Here is a 23,223-nt window from a genome sequence, read left to right as displayed (position 1 = left end):
TGCATACATACCCATACCACCAAGGAGACAAGCGTGCAGAAAAGGACTTTCATCAAGACACTGGGCGTGGCGGCCCTGGCCGGGTGCATCCTGGCGGCCGTGGCGCCGCGGGCGCAGGCCGCGTATCCCGACAAGCAGATCACCGTCGTGGTGCCCTTCCCGCCCGGCGGCCTGACCGACCTGGTCGGCCGGCGCTTCGCGGCCTACCTGGAAAAACAAACCGGCCAGACCGTGGTAGTGCAGAACAAGGCTGGTGCCAGCGGCCAGGTGGGCGCCCAGCAGGTATCGCGCGCCGCGCCCGACGGCTACACGCTGCTGGTCACCGCGACGCACTTCGGCATCAGCGCCGCCATACGCCGCGACCTGCCGTACGACCCGGTGCGCGACTTCAGCCCTGTGGCCCTGTTCCTGACCACCCCGAACATCCTGGTGGTGAACAGCAAGGTGCCGGTGAAGAACCTTCAAGAATACCTGCAGTATGCCAACAACGAATCCGGCGGCATGTCGTTCGGATCTTCGGGCGCGGGCGGATCCACGCACCTGTCAGGCGAACTGCTGAAGCTCAAGACCAAGGCCAATATGCAGCACATTCCCTACAAAGGCATGGTGCTGCAGGTGAACGACCTGGTGGGCGGCCAGTTGGAGTCCGGATTCGTCGACCCCAGCTCGGTCATGCAGTTCATAGAAGCCGGCCAGTTGCGGCCCATTGGCGTCACGGGCAAGGAACGCTTCGACATCCTGCCCGATGTTCCCACCATTGCCGAACAGGGCGTGCCCGGCTACGAAGCCACCACCTGGATCGCCGTCGTGGCACCAGCCAACACGCCGGCGGACATCCAGCAGTACCTGAACAAGATGGCGATCGACAGCATGCAGACACCCGACTCGCGGGAATTCCTGAAGCAGATCTCGGCCACGCGCTCTACCCTTACGCCGGCCGAAATGTCCGACTACCTGCGCAGTGAAATCGCCAAATGGACGGAAGTCGCGAAGGCGGCGAATCTGCAGACGGGAACGCCCAAGTGAACCATTCCTTGTCTCGCCTGCTGGCGCCCGAATCCATTGCGGTGCTGGGCGCATCCGACGACCCGCTGAAGCCGGGCGGCCGCGTCATCGACTACACCTTGCGCAGCGGCTTTGCCGGAAAGCTGTATCCCGTGTCGCTCAACCGCGACCGGGTCCAGGACATCCGTGCGTACCGCCGGCTGGAAGACGTGCCCGGCGCGCCCGACCTGGTGGTGATCGCCCTGCCCGAAGCGCAGATTGCCGAGGCGCTGCGCTCGGCCATAGGCAAGGGGGCGGGCGCCGCCATCATCTTCGCGTCAGGCTATGCGGAACTGGGCCAGCACGGACGAGAACAGCAGGAAGAAATCGCCGCCATCGCCCGCGCCGGCCAACTGCGGCTGATCGGGCCTAACACCCAGGGCGTGGCCAATTTCGGCAGCGGCGCCATTGCGCATTTCGGCACCATCATCGACCAGGTGCAGGCTCGTTCGACACCCATCGGCATCGTCAGCCAGAGCGGCGCCGGCTCGCAGATCGTGTATGCGCGCCTGGACGAGCTGGGGCTGGGCGCCAAGTACATGGTGGCTACCGGCAACGAGGCCGACGTAGACGTGGCCGACCTGATCGACGCCTATGCGGCCGACGACGAAATCAAAGTGATCCTGGCCTATGCCGAATCGATTCCCAACCCGGCGAAACTGGCGCATGCCGCGCTGCGGGCCAGGGAGAAAGGCGTGCCGGTATTGCTGGCCAAGGCCGGGCGCACGCAAAGCGGCCAACGCACCGCCGCCTCGCATACGGGCGCGCTGGCATCGGAAGACCGGGTCGTCGACGCCTTCCTGGAAAAGTACGGGATCCTGCGCGTCGCGGATTTCGAAGAACTGGCGCAACTGAGCCAGCTGTTCCTGGAGCAGCGCGGCCGCCCCGGGCGCCGCATCGTGTCCATCAGCAACTCGGGCGCCAGTTGCGTGCTGTCGGCGGATGCCGCCGAAGCGGCCGGCTTGGAACTGGCGCCCTTTGACGACGCCTTCAAGGCCCGCCTGTCCGAGGTGCTGCCGACGTATATCGCGCCCGGCAACCCCATCGACATGACAACCGCCACCTTGCGCAACCCTGCCCTGTTCAGCCAGATCCTGGAAAGGATCGCGCAGGCCCGCAATACCGACCTGGTGTTCGCCGGTTTCCCTATCGGCGGCAAGGGCTACGACTTCGACCGCTTTGCCCGCGAACTGCGCGAATTCTCGGACGCCTCGCACATCCCGGTGGCGGCCGGCATCAACCAGGGTTGGGCCGCGGAATGCTTCAGGCGGCACCGCATACCGGTATTCAGCAGCGAACGCCGCGCCATCCAGGCCCTGGGCATGCTGGCCAATTACCATGACCGCAACACCGCTCCACCGCCTAGCCCCCCCGTCTTTGCCGTAGATCCGGCCGCGCCGCAAGCCGGGCGCCCCCTGGACGAGCCGGCAAGTTTTGCGCTGCTGGCCCGGGCGGGCCTGCCGGTGGTGCGCCACCGGACATGCGACAGCCTGGACGCGGTGCTGGGCGCCTGGGAAGCATGGGGCCGTCCGCCCGTGGTGTTGAAGGGCGTCAGCGCCGCCATCAACCACAAGTCGGAATTCGGCCTGGTGAAGGTCGGCATCGCGGACGACGCGGCCCTGCGCGCCGCCGCCCGCGAACTGCTGGACACCCTGGCCAGGCATGGCGAGGCACGGCCACGCCTGATGCTGGCCGACATGGCGCCGGCGGATTTCGAGATCATGGTGGGCGCCCACTACGACGCCGCCTTCGGGCCCATGGTGGCCGTCGGACATGGCGGCGTACTGGTCGAAGCGTTGAACGATGTCCAGTTCATGGCCGCCCCCGTGACACCGGACGAGGCCCGCGCCGCGATCGGCAGGCTGCACATCGCGCGCGCCTTCCAGGCCGCGCGCGGCCTGCCTGCCGTGGATACCGGTGCCCTGGCGCAATTGCTGGTGCAAGTGGGCGGCCTGCTTGCCGATTCCAGCCTGGGCATCCATTCGCTGGACATCAACCCCGTGCGGGTGCGGCGCGGCGCGCATGCGCCAGCCATCGTGGACGCACTGGCCGTAACCAAGGAGACGCGCGCATGAAGAAAGTTCTGGTCGCCAATCGCGGCGCGGTGGCGTCGCGCGTCATCCGCGCCCTGGACAAACTGGGCATGCAATCGGTAGCCATCTATTCCGATGCGGACGCCGGCCTGCCTTACGTCGGCCAGGCCACGCAGGCTTTGCGCATCGGCGGGCCCAGCGCGCAGGAAAGCTATCTGGACCAGGACGCCATTCTGCGCGCCGCCATTGACCAGGGCTGCGATGGCATTCACCCCGGCTATGGGTTCCTGTCGGAGAACGCCGCGTTCGCGCGCAGCGTGGAAGCGTCGGGACTGGTATTCGTGGGCCCCTCGGCCCACTGGATCGCCCTGCTGGGCGACAAGATCCGCGCGCGCGAATACCTGCAACCGCATGGCATGCCCATGCTGCGCAGCAGCGAGGAACTGAACAGCCTGCAAGACCTGGAGCAAGCGGTCGAGCAGATCGGGCTGCCGCTGCTGCTGAAGCCCTCGGGCGGCGGCGGCGGCATCGGCATGGCCCCCATCCATGCGCGCGACCAATTGGCCGCCGCCTGGGAGCGCAGCAGCAGCATATCGGCCAAGGCCTTCGGCGCCAGCAGCCTGTACGCCGAACAACTGGCGGTGCACCCGCGCCATATCGAGTTCCAGTTCCTGGCCGACCGCCACGGCAACGTGCGCTGCCTGTTCGAGCGCGACTGCAGTGTGCAGCGGCGCCACCAGAAGGTCATTGAAGAGGCGCCGGCGGCCGCCATTCCCGCCGACACGCTGCAGGCCATCACGACGCGGCTGGAGCAGATCATGGCCGAGGTCGGCTACGACGTCATCGGCACGGTGGAAATGCTGTACGACGGCGAGCATGGTTTCAACTTCCTGGAGGTGAACACCCGCCTGCAAGTGGAGCACGCGGTAACCGAGGAAATCACCGGCATCGATATCGTGGCCGCGCAAATCCGGCTGGCCTACGGGCAGCGGCTGGACCAGGTACTACCCGCCGACGTAGCACGGCAGGGCCACGCCATCGAGGCCCGCGTGTATGCCGAGGACCCGGTACGGTTCTTCCCGTCGTGCGGGGTGCTGGAAGCCTTCGAGTTTCCCGTCCGGCCGGACATCCGCGTGGAACCGAGCTACGGTCCGGGCAACCGCGTCACCCCTTACTACGACCCCCTGCTGGCGAAGGTGATCGCCCGCGGACCGGACCGCGCCGCCTGCATCGCCAGCCTGCGCGAAGCCCTGTCGGGCGCGCAGGTCCAGGGGGTCAAGACGAATATCCCGTTCGTGCTGCAGGTGCTGGACGACCCGGATTTTCTTGCCAACCGCTATTCCACCGACAAACACTGAGAACCCTCATGGCCAGTTCCCCTATCTCCGTTCCCTCGCCTGTTGCGGGTACCGTGTTGCGCATTGAAGTGTCCGCCGGGCAGGCCGTGCAGGCTGGCGACCTGCTGGCCACGATCGAGTCCATGAAAATGGAAATCCCCGTGGAGGCCGAACAGGCCGGCACCATCGTCGACATCGCCGTGCAAGCCTCGGCCAGGGTCGACGAAGACCAGGCCCTGTTCAGGCTGCAGCCGGCCTGATTCCGGGCGGCGCCTGCAATGGCCCCGCGCCCGCGCGCACCTGTTCATCCAGCCCTAGCCAGTTATCCACGACATACGACAAGAAGTCGTTGACGCAGTGGCTGGCCCGGGCACCCTCGGTTACCAGCGCGTAACGCCGGTGCTGCGCCCAGGCCGCATCCAGCGGAATGGCGCGGATCTGCGCGTTACCGTAGCGGCGCGCCAGCGAAGCGTGGATCAGTCCCACGCCGATGTTCGATGCCACCATGTCGTGCATGGTTTTGTAGTCTGCCACGTTGACGCGCACATTCAGCTTCAGGCCATGTTCGGCCAGGCGCTCGCGCAGGTAGGCGGTCAGGGTGCATTGCTCGCCCAGCATGACGTGCTGGCAGGCCGCGAAGCGCTGCAGATCGATGGACGGCAAAGCGGCCAGGTCGGAATCGGCCGAGGTGATCACCACCATGGGATCGGCCCCGAAATCGATGGGATCCACCGCGAAAACCGGGTTGTGCGACGACAGGAAACCGATGTCATAGCGGTCTTCCTGCAGGCCGGCTTCGATGTCTTCGCGCCGGGCCGACTGGATATCGATGCCTACCCCCGAGTGCGCGGACAGGTATGTCTTGACCAGGGGCGGCAGGAACACCGTGACATAAGACGTATTGGCCGCCACCCGCAGGAAGCGCCGGCTTTTGTCTTTGTAGCCTTGCAGGTGGGCGTGCAGATTGCTGACGTTGCCGAGAATGGTGCGGGCATGCTGGACAAAACCCAGCCCCGCCTCGGTCAGTTCCATGCCGTGATGGCGCCTGTGGAACAGGCGCAGGCCCAGCTCGCTTTCCAGCGATTTCAGCCGCAGGCTGGCCGCCGGCAGCGACAGGAAGGTGTCTCGTCCCCCCTGGGTAAGGCTTTTCGACTGGGCGATGTTGACGACCAGCCTGCAATCAACCAGATCCATTGGAATGTTCTCCGTCTGCGCCGCCGGGCTCGGGCGGCGAATGACGCTCCCTATCGTAAGGCCAGGCCGCCGGCCTGACCAGCGCGCCGGGGTGTAGCCCCTGTTAACCCCAGCAAAAGCCCCCCTAAGCAAATCAAGATTGGCGGGTGGGCGGCGATCGTCGCAAAATTGCTTGACTCATCACTGAAGGAAGCGCCCACCATGTCACAGCCCACGGCCGCGCCGCCTGTCGGCCCGGAAAAGCATTACCAGGACCAGCTATCGCAGGGCCTGTTCCAGATTCAACGCTGCCAGGCCTGCTCCCAGGCGGTGTTCTACCCCCGGGTAATCTGCCCCCACTGCGGGGCAGGCGACCTGGCCTGGTTTACGCCTTCGGGCAAGGGCACGGTTTATTCCACCACAGTGGTGCGGCGCAAGGCCGAACATGGCGGCGACTACAACGTTGCGCTGGTAGACCTGGAAGAAGGCGTGCGCATGATGTCGCGCGTGGATGACGTGGCGCCGGCCGCGGTGGCCATCGGCATGGCCGTGCAAGCCAGCATCATCGATACCGACAGCGGCAAGGTGGTGGTATTCAAGCAAACCGGAGGGCAGGCATGATAGACCCCAAATTGCGCGGCGCCGCCGCCATCGTAGGCGTGGGCCATGCCGGGCTGGGCGAAGCCCACGGCTACACCGAAATGGAGATCCTGGTGCAGGCCGCGCATCGCGCCGTGACCGACGCCGGGCTGACGATGCGGGATATCGACGGCATCGCCACGGCCAGCGTGGCGTCCACCATGTGGGCCATGCCGGTGATCGAACACCTGGGCATCCGCCCCACTTTCATCGACAACACGATGATCGGCGGATCCAGCTTCGTGGCCCACCTGATGCCGGCCCTGCAGGCGCTGGCCAGCGGGCAATGCAATGCGGTGCTGGTGTGCTATGGCAGCACCCAGCGCACGTCCACGCTGAACCGCGCCGAGATCGGCAGCGCGCGCCGCAAGCTGGACCCGCAACCCTACGAAAACCCCTATAACCCCCTGAGCCCGCTCAGTTCGTATGCGCTGGCCGCCGCCCGCCACATGCATCAATATGGCACGACGCGCGAGCAACTGGCCGAAGTGGCCGTGGCGGCGCGCAAGTGGGCGCAACTGAATCCCGAAGCATTCTCGCGCGATCCGCTCAGCATCGACGACGTGCTGTCGTCGCGCATGGTGTCGGACCCGCTGACCGTGCGCGACAGCTGCCTGGTTACCGATGGCGCGGGCGCCTACGTGCTGGTGCGCGCCGACCGCGCGCGCGACCTGCCGAACAAGCCGGTATACGTGCTGGGCAGTTCCACGGCATGCTGGAACCGCCAGATTTCGTCGATGGACGACCTGACGGTCACGTCGGCCAGCCAGTCCGGCCCCATCGCTTTCGAGATGGCCGGCCTGCAGCCCAAGGACATCGACGTCCTGGAACTGTACGACGCCTTCACCATCAACCCCATCCTGTTCCTGGAAGACCTGGGCTTCTGCAAGAAGGGCGAAGGCGGCCCCTTCGTCAGCAACGGCGCCCTGGCCCCCGGCGGACGGCTGGCAGTGAACACCAATGGCGGCGGGCTGTCGTGCGTGCACCCAGGCATGTACGGCATGTTCATCACCATCGAGGCGGTGCGGCAGTTGCGCGGCGAATGCGGCGAGCGCCAGGTAGCAGGTGCCAAGACGGCCCTGGTGCATGGCAATGGCGGCACGCTGTCCAGCCAGTCCACGGCTATCCTGGGTACCGGGGCCGTGCTGTAACCCCCGCCCGCCAGCCGGCCACTAAGGAGACAAGATGCACCCCACAAGAACCAGGCGGCCACGATGATCAACAAGATCCAGGCCTCGCACGCCGAGGCGCTGTCGATTATTCCCGACGGCGCCAGCGTGATGATCGGCGGGTTTGGCGATGCGGGCATTCCATTCGAACTGATCGACTCGCTGCTGGCGATGGGCACCACCGGGCTCACGCTCATCAGCAACAACGCCGGCGCCGGCGAGCGGGGCATTGCCGCCCTGATCGCGGCCGGCCGCGTGCGCAAAGTGATCTGCTCGCACCCGCGCCCGCCCCGGTCCGAGATATTCGCCGACGCGTTCCGCGCCGGCAAGGTGGACCTGGAATGTGTCCCCCAGGGCACCCTGGCCGAACGCATGCGCGCGGCCGGCGCAGGGCTGGGCCCCTTCTATACGCCCACGGGCTATGGCACCTGGGTGGCGAAGGACAAGCAAACCTGCGTCATCGATGGCAAGGGCTATGTGCTGGAGCAGCCCCTGCCCGCCGACTTCGCCCTGGTGCGGGCGCACCGGGGCGACCGGCTGGGCAACCTGACCTACCGGCTGGCGGCGCGCAATTTCAACCCTGTCATGTGCATGGCCGCGCGCCATGCCATCGCCCAGGTGGATGAGATCGTGCAGGCTGGCGATATTCCCCCCGAGCAAGTGATGACGCAAGCCATCTTCGTCAAATCCGTCGTCCTGGCGAGCCCCCTGTCATGAGCGAAACGCTATCCCTTACCCGCCAGCAGATCGCCCAGCTGGTGGCGCGCGACATCCCGGAAGGTGCCACGGTGAACCTGGGCATAGGCATGCCCACGCTGGTGTCCGACTACCTGCCCGAAGAACGCGAGATCTTGCTGCACAGCGAGAACGGCATCCTGGGCATGGGCGCGGCCGCCGTCGGCGACGCCATCGATCCCGACCTGATCAACGCCAGCCGCGTGCCCACCACGCTGATTCCCGGCGCGTCCATCACCGAGCACACCATTTCCTTTGCCATGATGCGCGGCGGGCACCTGGATTATTCGATACTGGGCGGCTTCCAGGTCGCCGCCAGCGGCGATCTGGCCAACTGGATGACCGACGCGCCCGATGCCATTCCCGCCATCGGCGGCGCCATGGACCTGGCCGTGGGCGCGCGCAATGTGCTGGTCATGATGGAACACACCAACAAGGCGGGCCAGCCCAAGCTGCTGGAAGCCTGCACGTATCCGCTGACGGCCGCGGGCGTGGTGGACGCGGTGTACACCAACTGGGCCATCGTGGACGTCAAGGACGGCCTCTTTGTGCTGCGGGCCATGGTGGACGGCATGGATATCGACACGCTGCAGCGCCATACCGGCGCTCGCCTGTCGGTGGCCGGCCAGGTCGGGACGATTGCGCTGGACCCGGCCGGACGCACCGTCGTCAAGTAAGGGCCCGGGCGGGCCTGCCCGCCTGGCGCGGAATTCAGGTGTAATGGGGGCCTGTTTCCTCCGGCCCTTTCCATGCCCAGCCTGTACGCGCAACCCATTACCGCCGATGCCTTCGCCCCCTATGGCGAAATGCTGGGCAAGCCCTTTCCCGCCCGGCCTGGGGTTCCCGCGTTTACCAACGCGGCCACTGATTTCTGGCGCGAGCATCTGTTCGACCCCGGCCAGGACGGCGTACCGGAAATCCTGTGGGTGAACTACCGCGCCAGCGGCCCGGTAACCCACCTGGAAAAGCACTTGCTGACGCAGCAGGCCATCGTGCCGCTGACGGGCAGCATTGTTCATGTGGTGGCGCGCAGCCTGCCGGACGGCCGCCCCGACCTGGCCACGCTGGCCGCCTTTGCCATACCACCGGGCCAGGGCCTGTGCATGGCGCCCCACTGCTGGCATGCCACCCGCGTCGCCGCGCAGGAAGTGGCCTGCCTGATGCTGACGCGGCAGTCCACCACGCTGGACCTGGTGACGCACCTGCAAGACGGCCGGGACGCAACCGAGAGTGCCATCGAGGCCGTGCCGGAAATCGCATGGCAACTGCCAGGGCGCTGAATTCAGACCTCGCCCAGACGCATCAGGCGGCGGATTTCGTCGCGCTTCTGGCGCAACACGGGCAGCAGTTCAGTTTCCAGGCGCTGCCGGGAGTATTCGTCATCGTTCACCGAAAGCCCCAGCGACAGGCTGCGCACCGGGCCGGTAAATAACGATATTCCCACCGTGGTGACCTTGCGGTCGGGGTAGACCGCGATCGACCATTCGTCTTCCGGCAGATCCAGCGCCGAACACAGCGCCGTGTTGGCGGCCAATGCGTTGCCCACCCGTAGGTTCACCACCAGGATCTTGCGGCGTTCGGATTCAGAACTGGCGCGCGCGATGATGATGGCCTCGTCCTTGCTTTTTTCGCCGATGTTGACGGTGCCCGAACAATGGTCGGCCAGCGCCTGCAGCGACGCCTGGATCAAGTCATTCACCCCGGTGTTGGCCAAGGCCGCGAAACCGATTTCAAGCAACTGCGGCGTCAGCGACCACAGCGTGCCCTCTTTGCGCACATAGCCTTCGCTTTGTAGCGTGTTCAACAGGCGCAAGACCGTGGAATGCGGAAGATCTACCGCCCTGGACAGCGAGGTTAGGGATTGCCCGGGGCCGGCGCGAAAACAGCGCAGAACGGCTAGACACCTCTGGACCGACCTATTATCATTCATTTGACCACTGTATGAAATGTTTGTTCATCTAGTGAACATCATAACCTGGTTCAGCAGGGCAAGGCAAGCACCTTGCACCTTCCGCGACACAGATTTGGGAGCACTCATGGGGTACAGAGTTGGCGTCGACATCGGCGGATCGTTCACGGACTTCGCCGTCTTCGATGAAGACAGCGGCGAAATCAAGAGCCTCAAGGTTTTCTCGCGCCCGGACCAGCCCGGCGAAGAAGTGATTGCCGGCGTGCGCATGCTGGGCGAACGCTACGGCATCGAACCACGGCAAATCAGTTATTTCACGCACGGCACCACCGTGGGCATCAACACCGTCATCCAGCGCAAGGGTTTGAAGCTGGCGCTGTTCACCACGGAGAACTTCTGCGACGTGCTGGAACTGGCGCGGCTGAAGACGCCCGACATGTACCACCTGCTGTCCCGGCGGCCCGACCCGCTGGTCAAGCGCAGCATGGTGTTCGGCATTGCCGAGCGCATGGGCCCCGATGGCGCTGTGCGCAGCCCCCTGGATGAAGCCAGCGTGCGGCACGCCCTGCAACAGGCCCGCGACGCCGGCGCCGAAGGCATCGTGATTTCGCTGCTGCATGCCTACCGCAATCCGGCCCATGAACTGCGCGCGAAGGAAATCATAGAATCGCTGGCGCCCGGCCTGCCGGTGTCCTGCTCCAGCGAAACCTGGCCCATCATCCGTGAATACGAACGCACTATTACCGCCGTCATCGGCGGCTACGTGCAGCCGCGCGTGGCCCATTACCTGGGGTCGCTGCAAAGCGCCCTGAAGAACGCCGGCGTGCAGCCCGAGCCCCGCCTGACGAAATCGAATGGCGGCGTCATGACCGCCGAGCAAGGCAAGCGCGACTGCGTGCAGATGATCCTGTCGGGCACCGCGGCGGGCGTGATCGGCGCCAGCCACGTCGCGGCCACGTCGGGCATTGCCCGCTGCCTGAGCCTGGACATCGGCGGCACCAGCGCCGATATCGCCGTCATCATCGACGGCAAGCCCACGTATGGCGTGGGCGAACTGATCGGCGATTTCCAGATCCATATCCCGTCGGTGGCGGTGTCGTCGGTGGGCGAAGGCGGCGGGTCCATCGCCTGGGTAGACCCGCTGGGCGTGCTGAAAGTGGGCCCGGAAAGCGCCGGTAGCAGGCCCGGCCCGGCCTGCTACCGGCGCGGCGGCACGCGCGCCACCATTACCGACGCCTTTGTATGCTGCGGCCTGGTCGGCCATTCAGACCTGGGTTACCAGGCCGTGGAAGTGGATGCCGAGGCATCGCGCCAGGCCGTGGGCGAACTGGCCGCCAGGCTGGGCCGCGGCGTGGAAGAAACCGCCGAGGCCATCATCCAGATCGCGGTATCGGGCATGTATTCCGAAGTCAGCGGCCTGGTGTCGCGCTACGGCATCGACCCGCGCGAGTACGCCGTGCTGGCCTTCGGCGGCGCGGGGCCCATGCTGGGCTGCTTCCTGGCGCGCGAAATCAAGGTCAAGGAAATCGTGGTTCCGCCTTCGCCCGGCACGCTCAGCGCGCTGGGCGGCCTGATCGCCGACCTGAAAAGCGATTTCCTGAAAACCGTCTATACCGAGCTGACCCCAGGCAACCTGGACCTGGTGCGCGACGAGTTCGCCATTCTGCGCCAGCGCGCCGAAGAATGGCTGGCGCACGAGCAGGGCCACATCGACCACGCCGAACTGGTCTATTCGGCCGAGATGCGCTATCGCGGCCAGTCGTACGAGATCGACACCGTGCTGGATCCGGCGCATCTGCAGGCCGGAGACATCGCCGCCGTCGGCCAGGCGTTCCACGACGCGCACCGCCGCCTGTACGGGCATGCCGACGAACGCGCACCCGTGCAGGTGGTAAGCCTGCGCGTCGTCATATCGGGCAATAACGACAAGCCCAGCTTCCCGCGCTACGACCCGCGCCCCGCCACACCCAGCCCGGAACGCGCGCTGCGGGTATGGCTGGACGGCGGGTTCCGCGACGTGGACTTGTACAGCCGCGCCGCGCTGGCCGCCGGCCACCGCTTCCACGGCCCGGCCATCGTGACCCAGGACGACTGCACCACCGTGATCCCCTGCGACTACACCTGCCAGGTCGACGAATACGCCAACCTGCGCATCACTTCCGAAGGAGCCGCGTGACCATGACCGTGGACAATTTCCGCCTGCAGGTGCTGGCCAACCATTGCACCGCCGCCGCCGAAGCCATGGGCTATACGCTGATGCGCACGGCCTATTCCACCTTCGTGAAGGAAACCGAAGACTTCTCGGCCCAGTTGATGACGCCCGCGGGCAAGACCTTCGCGTCCCCCAAGACCTTCGGCGCCACTTGGTACACCGGGCTGGATTACGGCCGCGTCATCGACATGTTCGACGACTACCGCGAAGGCGACATCTACCTGACCAACGACCCCTACAGCGGCTATGTTTCCACGCACACGCCCGACATGCATGTATGGAAGCCGGTGTTCCGCGACGGCAGGCTGGTGTGCTTCGTGGGCACGCACATCCATAACACCGACATGGGCGGCGCCGTGCCGGCGTCGCTGTCGCGCACGCTGACCGAAGTGCACCAGGAAGGGCTGCGCATCCCGCCCATGCTGCTGATGCGCGACGGCGTCATGGACGAGAAGCTGCTGCGCATCATGCAGGTGAATGTGCGCATGCCCGACCAGAACCAGGGCGACCTGAACGCGCAGATCGCCGCCCTGAATGTGGGCGAGCGCAAGGTGCATGAAATTATCGACCGCTTCGGCGTGGAAGAATTCATGCAGGGCGCCGAGGCCATCCTGGACTACGCCGAGCAGCAGACGCGTGCCCTGATCAGTGAAATTCCCGACGGCGAGTACGCGTTCTCGGAATACGCCGACGAGGATTCCGTGGCAGGCTACCCCTGCCGCATCCACATCACCCTGCGCGTGCGCGGCGACGAACTGGAACTGGACTTCACCGGCAGCGATCCGCAGGTGGCCTCGTCGCTGAACGTGCCCACCGGCGGCGACGGGCACCATTCCGTCATTACCGTGGGCCTGATCTACGTCATGCACTCGCTGGCGCCCCGCAATGTGCTGAATGCCGGATCGGTGCGCCCCATGAGCGCGGTGCTGCCCGAGGGCTCGGTGGTCAATCCGCACGCCCCCGCGGCGGTGGGCATGCGCAGCCTGATGGCGGCCGTGATCCAGGCCTGCACGTTCGGGGTGTTCAACCGCGCCTTGCCCAACCGCCTGCCCGCCTGCCCGGCCGGCGGATCCACACTGCTGAACGTGAAGACCGCCACCCGCGAGGGCCGGCAGGTACTGTCATCCATCGGCCCCTGCGGCGGCGGCGCCGGCGGCGGGCCAGAATACGACGGCGTGGAAGGCTGCGGCGCGAACAACGCCTTCCTGAAAAACACCCCCGTTGAAATCAACGAGGCCGAGGTGCCCATCGAGATCATCCGCTACGGGCTGGTGCCGGACACGGGCGGCGCCGGCCGGCAGCGCGGCGGCAACGCGGCCACCATGGAATTCAAGCTGCTGGCCCCCAACGGCGTGGTCACCGCGCGCAACCGCAACCGCTCGGAACTGGCGGCCTGGGGCGTGGTGGGCGGCAAGGCCGGCGCCAATTCCCGCTTCATCAAGAACCCCGATTCCGACGCGCCCGAAGAGCTGCGCAACAGCGACCTGGTGCACTGCGCGCCGGGCGACATCATCCGCCTGCAAGGCCCGGCCGGCGGCGGCTACGGCCACCCGTACGAACGCCCGGCCGAGAACGTGCTGGAGGATGTGCGCTGCGGCTTCGTATCGCCGCGCCGCGCTCGCGAAGCCTACGGCGTGGTACTGCGCGACGACATGACGGTAGACGAGGCCGCCACCCAGCGCCTGCGGGCCGACCGCCCCCCCGGACAGCAGGAACACTTCGATTACGGCCCAGGCCGCGCGCGCTTCGAAAGCGTGTGGACCCCGGCCCGCTACGACGCCATGACGCGCATCATGGCGGCCCTGCCGGTCAGCTGGCGGCATTTCGTCAAGCACCAAATGTTCGCGGCACTGGCCGACAGCCCGCCGCCCGGCGACGGCGGCGGCGCCGACATAGACCGCATCTATGCACGGCTTAGCGAGCGGTATGCGGATTTGCCCGCGCCGCAAGCCATCGCCGCCCAGTCCACGGCGCGCGCCTGAAAACCTCGCCTCCAGCCACCAGGAACCTTGTATGGCTTCTTCAGCGGACATCTACGCAGCAGACTTCCAGCGGCGCCCCTACTGGTGGGAGGCCTATGAACCGCCCGAACCCGGCGAGGACACCCTGCCCGCCAGCGTCGACGTGCTGATCGTGGGCGCCGGCTACGCGGGCGTGTGCTGCGCGCTGACCCTGCGGCAGGCTGGCATCGACGCGCTGGTGGTCGAGGCGGGCCGGCCCGGCCAGGGTGCCAGCACCCGCTCGGGCGGCCAGGTATCAGGCGGCGTGAATGTGCAGAAGAAGGCGCTGGCCGCCGTGGGAGAAAGCCCGCAACAGCGCGAGCGCCTGCTGGCCGCGCGGCTGCGCGACGCCGCGGATTCCATGAGTTATGTCGAATCGCTGATCGAGGCTCACGATATCCAGTGCGGCTGGCACAAGACCGGCCGATTGACCACCATGTGGGTGCCCCAGCATTACGAAGCCTGGAAAGACCGCATCGACCAGTTGAATGCCTGCACGGGATCGCACGCGCGCATGATTCCCCGTGAAGACCTGGCTTCGGAGATCGGCTCGTCCGTCTATCACGGGGCGGCGCTGATAGAGCGCGCCGGGCACCTGCACCCCGCCCAGCTGTATGGCGGCATGCTGCGCGCCGCGCGCGAAGCCGGCGCGCGCGTGCAGGGCAATACCTCGGTCGAGCGCATTACCCGCGTGCCCGGCGGCTACGAGGTAGCCACCTCGCGCGGCACCGTGCGTGCGACGCAGGTGGTCATCGCCACCAACGGCTACACCGGGCCCAACCTGGCCAGGCTGGAACGCAAGGTGGTGCCCATCGCCACCTACATGATCGCCACCGAGCCCCTGAGCCCGGACCTGGCGGCCAGCCTGCTGCCCACCAATCGCGCCGTGTCCGAATCGCGGCGCGTGGTCAACCATTACCGCCTTTCGCCCGACGGCAGGCGCCTGCTGTTCGGCGGGCGGGCCCGCTTCACGCCCGCCAGCGAAGAAACCACCGCCCGGCTGCTGCACCGTGCCATGGCCAAGCGGTTTCCCCAACTGGCGGGTACGCGCATTACCCACAGCTGGGGCGGCAAGGTGGCCATGACACTGGATTCCATGCCCCACATCGGCGGGGCCGACGGGCTGCACTACGCACTGGGTTGCAATGGCAGCGGTGTTGCCATGATGAGCTACCTGGGACACAGCGTGGGGCGCAAGATCGCCGCCCAGTCCCGTGATCCGATCAATGCTTTCGACATGGGGGAAATTCCCGGCCATCCTTTTTACTTCGGCAATACGTGGTTTCTGTTCGCCATAGGCAGTTGGTACCAGGCGAGAGATGCCTACGACCACTGGAGGGCTCGCTGAACCGCGCGCCAGAGGCAGACTCTGCATCATAAGCTGTCCACCGCAACGGCCTGGCCATGCGTACGCGCGCGGCCAGGCCGGCGCCAGCCTCGCACCGTCCGATGCGGATCCCGGCAACATGCCGGGGCCGCGAATAAGGGATCGGATGAGATCTAACTATAGGAGCAGTCCATGAACAACCTGCGTCGCAATGCATTGAAAGCCCTGGCGGGCCTGTGCGGGGCCGCCGCCCTGCCCCGCCATGTCCTGGCGAAATCGGGCGCCTATCCTTCCGGGCCGGTGTCCGTCATCGTGCCTTACGGGTCCGGCGGCAGCACCGACGTCATCGCCCGCCTGCTGGTCGCCGACGTGGCCGAGCGGCTGGGCAACTTCGTCGTCGAGAACAAGCCCGGCGCGGCTGGCAACATCGGCACCCGGCAGGTGGCGATTTCTCCCGCGGACGGCAGCACCCTGCTGTATTCCACCGCCACGCCTTTCTGCATCAACCCCTACGTGTACAGCAGCCTGCCCTTCGACCCCGACAACGATTTCGCCGCCGTGTCGCGCACCGCCAAGCTGCCGCTGGTGCTGGTGGCCCATGCCGGCCTGGGCGTGAAAACGGCGGAAGAACTGATCGCGCACATCCGCAAAGACCCCGGCAAATGCAGCTTCAGTTCGTACGGCGTGGGTACGTCCAGCCATATCGCGGGCACCATTTTCTGCAAGAAAATCGGCGAACCCGGTGTGCTGCATGTACCCTACAAGGATATGACGGCCATGTCCGACCTGGCCGCCGGCCGCAACACTTTCCACATCGACGCATGGTCGGTGGTGGACCCGCTGGTCAAGTCCGGCAAGCTGGTGCCCCTGGCGGTGTCCAGCACCGAAACCCTGCCCTGGGCGCCGCAACTGCCCACCATCGCCAGCGTGGTCGACAGCGACTACGAAGTCGTCACCTGGCACGCGCTGTTCGCGCCCCGCAAGACCCCCGCCAGCGTCATCGACGTGTTGCACAAGGAATTCCAGGCCACCATCGACAAACCCTCGGTGCAGAAAACCTATACCCAGCAAGGGTTCCTGACCTTCCCGCCCGCCTCGCCCCAGGAGATCGACGCTTTCGTCAAGGCCGACAAGCTGCGCTGGAAAGGCTACGTGGAAGCCGCCGGCATCAAGCCATCCTGAAACCGCGTCTACCCACGCGCGGGTTCCGCACGGGGCCCGCTGCCGCAACCCTTGAACGGAAACGATATTCGTGAATACGTACGACGTAGTGGTCATAGGCGCTGGCGTCATGGGAAGTTCGGTGGCGTTCCACCTTGCCCGGCTGGGCACGGCGAACGTACTGCTGCTAGACCGCGGCACCATCGGGGCCGGTACTACCGCCCAGTCGTCGGGCATTCTGCGCACCCACTATTCGATCCGCGAGAACGCCGACCTGGCGCGGCATTCCTGGCAGATATTCAGCCGTTTCACCGACTACCTGGGCGACGATGATGCATCGTGCGGGCTGGTGAAGTGCGGCTACCTGATAGCCGCCCCCGAAGGCGACAAACTGGATGCGCTGCGCGCCACGCTGCAGCAGCAGCGCGAACAAGGAATCGCCGTCGAAACCCTGGACCCGCCGCAAGCCCGCCGACTTCTGCCGATTGCCCAGTTCGACGACGCCGCGCTGATAGGCTACGAACCCGAGGCGGGCTTCGCCGACGCCTACATGACCGCCGCCAGCTTCGCCCGCGCCGCGCGCCGCGCCGGCGTCACCGTGCGCGAGCACGTACAGGTGGAAAACCTGCTGATCGACCGGGGCAGGGTCACGGGCGTCTCCACATCCACCGGCGACTTCCACGCCGCCACCGTCATCAGCACGCAGAACGTCTGGACACCGGAACTGGCAACCTGGACAGGCCACGGCCTGCCCCTGGCGCCGGAACGGCACGCCGTGCTGGCCCTGGAATGCCAGGCCGCCAGGTACGCGTATTCCATGCCCGTTTTCAAAGACCTGGCCTCGCCCGGCATGCTGTACTGCCGCAGCTACGGCGGCAGCCAGATGATGGTGGCCGAAGGCGTGGCAGGCGAAAAACTGGACACCCTGGAACTGGAGCAAGGCGACGTCTCGATGGACTACATCGCCGACATCGGCGGCCAGGTGGCCGCGCGCTTTCCCGCCTACGAAGCCGCCGGCATCGCCTCGTCATGGACAGGCGTGTACGACGTCACGCCCGACTGGAACCCGGTGCTGGGCCGGCTGCCCGGCATCGAGGGTCTGGTGGTCGGGTATGGGTTTTCGGGACACGGATTCAAGCTGTCGCCCATGGTGGGGCGCATCCTGGCCCAGGAAGCCCTGGGCCTGCCCACCGACGTGTCCCTGGCCCCGTACTCCATCCAGCGCTTCAGTACCGGGGCATTGCTTGCCGGCAGATACGGCGCGGGCGCGGTGTCCTGACGGCGTGCGCGCGAGTGGCGCGGCCGCGGCTCAGCCGCCGCCTGCCGCCTGGCGCAGCGCCTGTTCGAAGACCTCGGGCGGCTGCCCGCCGGACACCAGGTACTTGTCGTTGATGATCACCGACGGCACCGACGAAATGCCCAGGCCGCGCCATTTGTCCTGGTCGGCGCGCACCTCGGCGGCGTAGCGTCCAGACGCCACCACCTCCCGCGCCGCCTCGGCGTCCAGCCCCGCATCGCGCGCGGCCTGCACCAGCACGTCGGCCTCGCTGGTATCCCGGTTATCGAAATGGTAGGTTTTCAGCAGGCTGCGCTTCAGCGCCACCTGCTGTGCCTGGCCAACCGTGCCCGCCCAGTGCAGCAGCCGGTGCGCATCGAACGTGTTGTACGAACGGCTGTCGTCGGTCTGGTGCATGGGCATGCCCACCGCCTCGGCACGCTCGGCGATCACCCGGCGGTTCTCCTGCAGCCGGGGCTTGTCGAAACCATACTTTTTCATCAACCGTTCGCCCGTGTTCTGCCCGCCCTTGGGCATGTCGGGATTCAACTCGAACGGCTGCATGTGGATCTGGAATTCGGCCGCCGGCCCGATGCGGTCGATGGCCTCCAGCAGGCCGCCCAGCCCCACGGCGCACCAGGGGCAGGCCACGTCGGACACAAAATCGATTTTGACTTTATTCATGGGTTACTCCGGAAAGCGCGGCGGGCCTGCGCAGGCGTGCGGCGGCGAGCAGCCGGCATTTCAATCAGTGTACGCCTGGCGGGCTGTCACCTTGACGGGCTATTGCCCTGCGTCCAGGCCGCGGCGAACCAGCGCCCGCGCCCTGCCCGGGCTTAAACTGTGTGCCAAATCAGGCAATGCGGCGCTTCCCGTGGAACGGCCCGGATGGCGGCGCACACCAGGGAGAGCATGAAGATGGGGTCGACGGATGCGGATCACCACGTACCTGCCGCAACAGATGGACAGGCACCAGACCGCGCCGACGGTGCGCCCCCGCGATGGCGCGAGGCCCTGCAAGATTTGTCTCCCGCTTATTTCGGCCTGGTCATGGCAACCGGCATCGTGTCGCTGGCCTCCGACATGATGAGCTACCCCCGCCTGGCCCGCGCGCTGTTCGTGCTGAACATCGTGCAGTACGCCGCATTGTGGCTGGCCTATCTGCTGCGCGCCTGGCATTTCCCGCGCCGCTTCTTCGGCGACATGATCGACCATGCCAAGGGGCCGGGCTATTTCACGCTGGTGGCGGGCACCGGCATCCTGGCCAGCCAGTTCATCCTGTTGCGCGATGACCTGGTCACCGGCTTCGCGCTGTGGACCTTGGCGGTGGCGTTGTGGGTCGGGCTGACCTACAGCATTTTCACCGCATTCACGGTCAAGGCCCACAAGCCGCCATTGGACCGCAGCATCAGCGGCGCCTGGCTGCTTGCCGTGGTGGCGACCCAGGCGCTGGCCGTGTCCAGCGCGCTGCTGGCGGCACGTATCGGGCAGCCCTTCCGGCTGGAGATGAATCTGGTGGCGCTGTCGATGTGGCTGTGGGGCGGCATGCTGTACATCTGGATGATGTCGCTGATCTTCTACCGCTACACGTTCTTTCCGTTCTCGCCAGGCGACCTGTCGCCGCCCTACTGGATCAACATGGGCGCCATGGCCATATCCACCCTGGCCGGTTCGCTGCTGATCCTGAATGCGCCGCAGGCACCGTACCTGGTGTCGTTGCTGCCATTCCTGAAGGGCTTCACGGTGCTGTACTGGGCCACGGGCACCTGGTGGATTCCGATGCTGCTGTGCCTGGGCGCGTGGCGCTACGGTTTCCAGCGCTTCCCGTTTCGCTATGACCCCTTGTACTGGGGCGCGATTTTTCCGCTGGGCATGTACGCAGCCAGCACCTGGCAGATGAACCGGGCCATGGGCTTCGACTTCCTGGAGTTCCTGCCGCCGGTATTCCTGGGCATGGCCTTGCTGGGCTGGCTGCTGGCCTTCACCGCCATGGTGCGCCGTCTGCTGCGCCTGGCGCGCCATGCCGCGCTATCGTTGCTGATGTTCTATTGGGTGCCGCCGCGCCCCGTGGTAGAAGCGGCCCAGTTGCTGGTGTAGTGGTCACCCCCCGGAACTGCGCAGCCTTTGAAGCTGGGCCCGGTTCAGCCGCTGCGCTTCCTCTTCCGCATATTCGCGCTCGCCTTCCTCGTACGAACCTTCGTACATGCACCCGCTGCGGTACCACGTGCACTCGTTGAACAAGCGGCCCACGGGGCTGGAACTGCTGCCCGAAGAACACGCCGAGGTCATCATCACCAGCATCAGCACCACACCGCAACGGCTCGCCATTTGAATAGACACTTTTCCCCACCCTACAGAAACAGATGCCATGGCCGCTGAAGCAGCCCGGAAACGGACAATGCCCGCAGTCTGACAGGGATATGGGGGGAGTACAAATACTAGTCGATGCTCCGATCGAGCAGCTCCTGCCGCCCTTACATTGCCATCTACCCTTTCAAGGTAAGGAGCCCTCAGTAGCCGGCCCTCACCGTCAGGCACCATGGCCCCGCGCTACCCCAAGGACTGGGTCTGCTCCATCGTATCCAGCAATTGCGCTAGCACACGCTGAAATTCCAACCTCTTTGCGCAGGAAGCGGGCCTCGTCGCCTGTCAGCGTGGGCTTCTCGACTAGCGTGCCACCAATTACCCGATGCGATTCGTAGGCGTCATTAAAAGAACCGTAGCCTCCCCATTGATCTCTTCAACGTGAAAACCGTTAACCAACCGCACATTGCCGAGACCGCATTCAGGTAGTCATACATAGAGGCCCCTTAAGAGCAGTGATCACGGCAATTCAATTGCCGATATTCAACGCATTACGTATTTTTTGATATAGTTACTTTTTGTTTTATTAAACAAGAAGATGAGCGTTACTCCTCCGGTCAGCAAGCCATAACTTCCCCGGATCCTATAACAAACCTGAGACACATGTAACTAAATGAGACTTTATATTCTTTTTGCAGCAGGAACCCTGCTGTTGCTGAGTGGATGTGCCTATAAATCCAACGTCCCTAGCGCGAGCGGCGCTTCAGAGATCATGCCGAATCGGAGAATTGAGGCCCCTGCATATGTACGCGTAGACCCTGAGCTGTCTGGCATGATGAGAAAAGCGTCTACTGGCTTCGTCTGTAGCGCCCATACGTATACCGTAGATATCGGGCCTGCGGTAACGGAGTCGATCATGCAAACGCTAGAAGGTGCCTTCACCCAAGTGCTACGCGTTGATGCTCAATCAGAGGCCAAGCCCGACGGGTATTTTCTCGATTTTTATCTATCGGACTTCTCTCCCAGACTTCGATTTGACCAAGGTTTTTGGAGTGTTAACGCCGAAGCGACCACGGAACTGTCGATTCGAGCAAAGGCCTATGGCGGCAATGGAAGCCTTCTATTCCAGACGACAGCCCGAGGCGAAGCACGCTCCGACAATTCGAGTGGCGGATGCCAAGATGGTGATGAGCGTTTAGCAGAAGCGGGAAAAAAGAGTCTTCAGCGGGCCATGGAAGACTTGGCTCAGAAGATGATCAACTCTCGAGTTCTGACAGAAAATCTGGCCAACATAGCCTCTTCGAAAGAGTCACAACGCAATGGAGGGAACTCCATCTCCTCGAAAAACTGATAACAGCGTTGTTCACTAGCTCCCCTCGTTTAGTAGACAGGGGGGCGATTCTAGGCGCCCCAAGAAATATGTCGATTTCTTTGAGAAATTCGTACATATCAATGGATAGTGTTTACGTCATCGACATGTCCCCAGTTCATGTCGATAAAATCGGATTTGGTAAACACGTTTGCCCCACACGCCGATGCCTTCGACATGAGCCACAAGATGCTAAATATTCATACAGCCTGACCGGGCTCTAGGCGCAAAGCCAGGTATTCAGCGATACAACGGGCAAACGCACAGGCAACAAAAAACCCGCGCTCTCGGTGAGATTCGCGGGCTTGATGTGCTTGTGTGCACTACCTGATACTGCAACTTGGTGCCGACGGCGAGACTCGAACTCGCACAGCTTTCGCCACTACCCCCTCAAGATAGCGTGTCTACCAATTCCACCACGTCGGCCGGGTTGGCCAGGAACGCTTGACGCGCCCCCTGCCTTCGAAGCCGCGCCGCCTGGGCAGGCAGCCCCGAAAAGTCCAATATTCTATCACGTTTGCCCTGGCCATTACCCGCGCACAGCAAAGCGCGCGGGCCTCGCCCCGCTACACTGGCCAGTCTGTCACTTTTTCGCCTTCTTCTTCATGACTGCTTTTCCTTTCGATGCCGTGCTGTTCGACTGCGACGGCGTGCTGGTGGATTCGGAACCCATTACGGCGCGTGTGCTGTCCACCATGCTGGGCGAGCTGGGCTGGCCCATTACGCAGGACGAGACGCTGCGGGTTTTTGTGGGCAAGACCGTGAAGGACGAAGCCGCGCTGATCCAGTCACGCACCGGCTTTGCCCTGACGCCCGAATGGCTGGCTGATTTCCGGGCCCGGCGCAACCAGGCGCTGGAACAAGACCTGCAGGCCATTGCCGGCGCAGCGCAGGCGGTACAGGCGCTGCACGGCACGCTGGCCGGCCGGATCGCCGTGGGCTCGGGTGCGGATGTACCGAAGATAGAGCTGCAGTTGCGCAAGGTCGGCGTGCATGAGTACTTCGAAGGGCGGATTTTCAGTGGCCAGGAGCAAGCGCGCAACAAGCCGGCGCCCGATGTCTACCTGGCGGCTGCCCACACGCTGGGTGTGGCGCCGCAACGATGCGCCGTGATAGAAGACACAGTAACGGGCACCGCGGCCGGGGTGGCGGCAGGCGCCACGGTGGTCGGCTATAGCCCGGGTGGACCGGGCCACCATGGCACCGCGGCCCTGTTGCGGGCAGGCGCGGCGCAGGTATTCCACGATATGCAGGCTTTGCCGGCACTGCTGGCGCGGGCAGGCGCCGCAGCGGCCTGACAGGCAGGCTTGCCATCCTGTCAGGAACGGGCCATCAACAACCGCCCATGAAAAAACCCGCAGGCCGCCAGGCTTGCGGGTTTTTTGCGCCGGGCGCGCAAACGCGAGCTTACTGCGCCGGCTTGGCGCCTTCGGGCTGGCCAGGCACGGGCTGTTCGGCAGGCTGCTCGGCGGGTTTTTCCGCCGGCGGCGTGGCCGCGGCGGGTTGTTCGGCGGACGGCTGGGCCGGGGCAGCCG

General features: G+C 65.2%; 21 protein-coding genes and 1 tRNA gene. 18 read left to right on the top strand and 4 right to left on the bottom strand.

What is annotated here, in order from left to right:
* Positions 1-33 precede the first annotated feature (33 nt).
* The 4 genes from LPZ50_RS01555 to LPZ50_RS01540 are packed head-to-tail and all read left to right on the top strand — an operon-like array spanning position 34 to position 4,674.
* The gene (locus LPZ50_RS01555) at positions 34-1,026 is read left to right on the top strand and encodes a Bug family tripartite tricarboxylate transporter substrate binding protein (protein ID WP_230656812.1); all 993 of its coding nucleotides are present in this window, start codon (positions 34-36) and stop codon (positions 1,024-1,026) included.
* On the top strand, positions 1,023-3,119 hold the full coding sequence (locus tag LPZ50_RS01550; RefSeq protein ID WP_230656810.1) for an acetate--CoA ligase family protein: 2,097 nt from the start codon (positions 1,023-1,025) through the stop codon (positions 3,117-3,119). The genes LPZ50_RS01555 and LPZ50_RS01550 overlap by 4 nt, the downstream gene beginning before the upstream one ends.
* On the top strand, positions 3,116-4,435 hold the full coding sequence (locus LPZ50_RS01545) for an acetyl-CoA carboxylase biotin carboxylase subunit (protein ID WP_230656808.1): 1,320 nt from the start codon (positions 3,116-3,118) through the stop codon (positions 4,433-4,435). Before LPZ50_RS01550 ends, LPZ50_RS01545 begins: the two co-directional genes overlap by 4 nt.
* Before the next feature lie 8 nt (positions 4,436-4,443).
* Complete coding sequence (locus LPZ50_RS01540) at positions 4,444-4,674, top strand: acetyl-CoA carboxylase biotin carboxyl carrier protein subunit (RefSeq protein ID WP_230656807.1); 231 nt, start codon at positions 4,444-4,446, stop codon at positions 4,672-4,674.
* On the opposite strand, the gene LPZ50_RS01535 is transcribed toward LPZ50_RS01540, so the two are convergent.
* The gene (locus LPZ50_RS01535) at positions 4,655-5,608 is read right to left on the bottom strand and encodes a LysR family transcriptional regulator (RefSeq protein WP_230656804.1); all 954 of its coding nucleotides are present in this window, start codon (positions 5,606-5,608) and stop codon (positions 4,655-4,657) included. The two genes, LPZ50_RS01540 and LPZ50_RS01535, sit on opposite strands and share 20 nt — an antisense overlap.
* Positions 5,609-5,809: 201 nt before the next feature.
* On the opposite strand from LPZ50_RS01535, the gene LPZ50_RS01530 reads away from it, so the two are divergent.
* The 5 genes from LPZ50_RS01530 to LPZ50_RS01510 all read left to right on the top strand — a co-directional run bounded on the left by LPZ50_RS01530 (position 5,810) and on the right by LPZ50_RS01510 (position 9,410).
* Positions 5,810-6,208: a Zn-ribbon domain-containing OB-fold protein gene (locus LPZ50_RS01530; RefSeq protein WP_230656802.1), complete on the top strand. Its 399-nt coding sequence runs from the start codon at positions 5,810-5,812 to the stop codon at positions 6,206-6,208.
* Entirely contained in the window at positions 6,205-7,377 is a 1,173-nt protein-coding gene (locus LPZ50_RS01525) for a thiolase (RefSeq protein WP_230656800.1), read from the top strand. The genes LPZ50_RS01530 and LPZ50_RS01525 overlap by 4 nt, the downstream gene beginning before the upstream one ends.
* A 63-nt stretch (positions 7,378-7,440) precedes the next feature.
* Positions 7,441-8,112, top strand: coding sequence for a 3-oxoacid CoA-transferase subunit A (locus LPZ50_RS01520; RefSeq protein WP_230656798.1), 672 nt, complete (start codon positions 7,441-7,443; stop codon positions 8,110-8,112).
* Positions 8,109-8,807 carry a 3-oxoacid CoA-transferase subunit B gene (locus LPZ50_RS01515; RefSeq protein WP_230656796.1) on the top strand — a complete coding sequence of 233 codons (699 nt, stop codon included), beginning with the start codon at positions 8,109-8,111 and terminating at the stop codon, positions 8,805-8,807. Before LPZ50_RS01520 ends, LPZ50_RS01515 begins: the two co-directional genes overlap by 4 nt.
* A 72-nt stretch (positions 8,808-8,879) precedes the next feature.
* Positions 8,880-9,410, top strand: a complete 531-nt coding sequence (locus LPZ50_RS01510; RefSeq protein WP_230656794.1) for an ureidoglycolate lyase — start codon at positions 8,880-8,882, stop codon at positions 9,408-9,410.
* A 2-nt stretch (positions 9,411-9,412) separates the two neighbouring features.
* Here LPZ50_RS01510 and LPZ50_RS01505 read toward each other — a convergent pair whose 3' ends face one another.
* A complete protein-coding gene (locus tag LPZ50_RS01505) occupies positions 9,413-10,060 on the bottom strand; it encodes a helix-turn-helix domain-containing protein (RefSeq protein ID WP_230656792.1) in 648 nt (215 codons plus the stop codon).
* 106 nt (positions 10,061-10,166) lie between these two features.
* On the opposite strand from LPZ50_RS01505, the gene LPZ50_RS01500 reads away from it, so the two are divergent.
* From LPZ50_RS01500 to LPZ50_RS01480, 5 genes are all read left to right on the top strand, one after another.
* Positions 10,167-12,215 (top strand): hydantoinase/oxoprolinase family protein, encoded by a 2,049-nt coding sequence (locus LPZ50_RS01500; RefSeq protein ID WP_230656790.1) that lies wholly within the window; start codon positions 10,167-10,169, stop codon positions 12,213-12,215.
* Positions 12,216-12,217: 2 nt separating this feature from the next.
* The gene (locus LPZ50_RS01495; RefSeq protein ID WP_230656788.1) at positions 12,218-14,233 is read left to right on the top strand and encodes a hydantoinase B/oxoprolinase family protein; all 2,016 of its coding nucleotides are present in this window, start codon (positions 12,218-12,220) and stop codon (positions 14,231-14,233) included.
* Between the two features lie 31 nt (positions 14,234-14,264).
* Positions 14,265-15,599 carry an NAD(P)/FAD-dependent oxidoreductase gene (locus tag LPZ50_RS01490; RefSeq protein ID WP_230656786.1) on the top strand — a complete coding sequence of 445 codons (1,335 nt, stop codon included), beginning with the start codon at positions 14,265-14,267 and terminating at the stop codon, positions 15,597-15,599.
* A gap of 171 nt (positions 15,600-15,770) precedes the next feature.
* Positions 15,771-16,760, top strand: coding sequence for a Bug family tripartite tricarboxylate transporter substrate binding protein (locus tag LPZ50_RS01485; protein WP_230656785.1), 990 nt, complete (start codon positions 15,771-15,773; stop codon positions 16,758-16,760).
* Between the two features lie 70 nt (positions 16,761-16,830).
* Positions 16,831-18,018, top strand: coding sequence for an NAD(P)/FAD-dependent oxidoreductase (locus LPZ50_RS01480; protein WP_230656783.1), 1,188 nt, complete (start codon positions 16,831-16,833; stop codon positions 18,016-18,018).
* A gap of 30 nt (positions 18,019-18,048) precedes the next feature.
* Here LPZ50_RS01480 and LPZ50_RS01475 read toward each other — a convergent pair whose 3' ends face one another.
* Positions 18,049-18,699, bottom strand: a complete 651-nt coding sequence (locus LPZ50_RS01475) for a DsbA family oxidoreductase (protein WP_230656781.1) — start codon at positions 18,697-18,699, stop codon at positions 18,049-18,051.
* 234 nt (positions 18,700-18,933) lie between these two features.
* On the opposite strand from LPZ50_RS01475, the gene LPZ50_RS01470 reads away from it, so the two are divergent.
* From LPZ50_RS01470 to LPZ50_RS01460, 3 genes are all read left to right on the top strand, one after another.
* Entirely contained in the window at positions 18,934-20,112 is a 1,179-nt protein-coding gene (locus LPZ50_RS01470; RefSeq protein WP_268903124.1) for a tellurite resistance/C4-dicarboxylate transporter family protein, read from the top strand.
* A 106-nt stretch (positions 20,113-20,218) separates the two neighbouring features.
* Positions 20,219-20,347 (top strand): hypothetical protein, encoded by a 129-nt coding sequence (locus tag LPZ50_RS25455; RefSeq protein WP_419195552.1) that lies wholly within the window; start codon positions 20,219-20,221, stop codon positions 20,345-20,347.
* Between the two features lie 888 nt (positions 20,348-21,235).
* Entirely contained in the window at positions 21,236-21,670 is a 435-nt protein-coding gene (locus tag LPZ50_RS01460; RefSeq protein ID WP_230656779.1) for a hypothetical protein, read from the top strand.
* 359 nt (positions 21,671-22,029) lie between these two features.
* On the opposite strand, the gene LPZ50_RS01455 is transcribed toward LPZ50_RS01460, so the two are convergent.
* Positions 22,030-22,114, bottom strand: a tRNA-Leu gene (locus LPZ50_RS01455).
* A 179-nt stretch (positions 22,115-22,293) separates the two neighbouring features.
* On the opposite strand from LPZ50_RS01455, the gene LPZ50_RS01450 reads away from it, so the two are divergent.
* Positions 22,294-22,986 carry an HAD family hydrolase gene (locus LPZ50_RS01450; RefSeq protein ID WP_230656777.1) on the top strand — a complete coding sequence of 231 codons (693 nt, stop codon included), beginning with the start codon at positions 22,294-22,296 and terminating at the stop codon, positions 22,984-22,986.
* Positions 22,987-23,223 lie beyond the last annotated feature (237 nt).

The sequence above is a fragment of the Bordetella petrii genome, from assembly GCF_020991325.1.
GTDB classification, from domain to species: Bacteria; Pseudomonadota; Gammaproteobacteria; order Burkholderiales; family Burkholderiaceae_B; genus Bordetella_A; species Bordetella_A petrii_E.
This window is presented reverse-complemented; position numbering and strand designations above follow the sequence as displayed.